The organism is Bradyrhizobium sp., from assembly GCF_022844465.1.
GTDB lineage: Bacteria > Pseudomonadota > Alphaproteobacteria > Rhizobiales > Xanthobacteraceae > Bradyrhizobium.
On sequence record NZ_JALHLP010000017.1, the window covers coordinates 1 to 1,112 of the forward strand.

The following is a 1,112-nucleotide window of genomic DNA, read 5'->3' on the forward strand; positions in this document are numbered from 1 at the left end:
TCGTTCCCTATGCTGGACGGTTCGATGGATTCCACGCGGTGCCGGCATCGGTCTCGAAGACCTGCCTGGTGCGCTTCGACAACAACAAGTACTCGGTCGCAGCCAGCGCAGTCGGACGGCCGGTCGAGGTTCACGCCTATGCCGACCGCATCGTAATCCGCCAGGACGGACGCATCGTTGCCGAGCATCCGCGCTCATTCGGCCGCGGCGAGACGACCTACGATCCCTGGCATTACGTGCCGGTGCTCGCTCGCAAACCCGGCGCCTTGCGCAACGGCGCCCCCTTCAAGGACTGGGTACTGCCCGCGGCGATTGAACGTGTACGGCGCAAGCTCGCCAGCGCCGACGATGGCAATCGGCAGATGGTCGACATCCTCAACGCGGTTCTGACCGACGGTCTGCCGGCCGTCGAGGCGGCCTGTGCCGAGGCTATCGCCCACGGCGTCCATTCCGCCGACGTCGTACTCAACATCCTGGCTCGGCAACGTGAGCCCGCCCCACCAGCCAACATCATGACGCCGGCTGCCCTGACATTGCGCCATGCGCCGATCGCCGACTGTGCCCGTTACGACAACCTCAGGAGAACCATCTGATGGAACGTACTCAACTCTTCGACCTCATGGGTGAGCTCAAGCTCTACGGCATGAAGGCCGCCTTCGACGAGATCATGGCGACTGCCGTAAAGCGTCAGCACGAACCCCAGCGCATTGTCGGCGACCTGCTCAACGCCGAGATCAACGAGAAGCAGGCTCGCTCGATCAAGTACCAGCTCACCATCGCCAAGCTGCCGCTTGCCAAGGACCTGGACGACTTCCAGTTCGAAGGCACACCCATCAACCAGACCCTGGTCAATGATCTCGCCGGCAGCGGCTTCATCGCCCAGCAACGCAATGCCGTGCTGGTCGGCGGGACCGGGACTGGCAAGACCCATCTGGCCATCGCCATCGCCAGAAGCTGCATCCGATCCGGCGCCCGAGGCCGCTTCTACAACGTAGTCGACCTCGTCAATCGCCTGGAGATCGAGACCCGCAACGGACGGCAGGGTCGCATCGCCGAGCATTTGACCCGGATGGACTTCATCGTCCTCGACGAGCTCGGCTACCTGCCGTTCG

At 63.6% G+C, this 1,112-nt stretch carries 1 protein-coding gene and 1 pseudogene; both read left to right on the forward strand.

What is annotated here, in order from left to right; genetic code table 11:
* Positions 1–627 (forward strand): annotated as a pseudogene (locus tag Q0D31_RS19995) (IS21 family transposase); the annotation flags it as partial.
* The coding region (locus tag Q0D31_RS20000; RefSeq protein WP_291854942.1) for an ATP-binding protein at positions 593–1,112 on the forward strand (520 nt) is incomplete at its 3' end. The pseudogene Q0D31_RS19995 and the gene Q0D31_RS20000, both read left to right, overlap by 35 nt.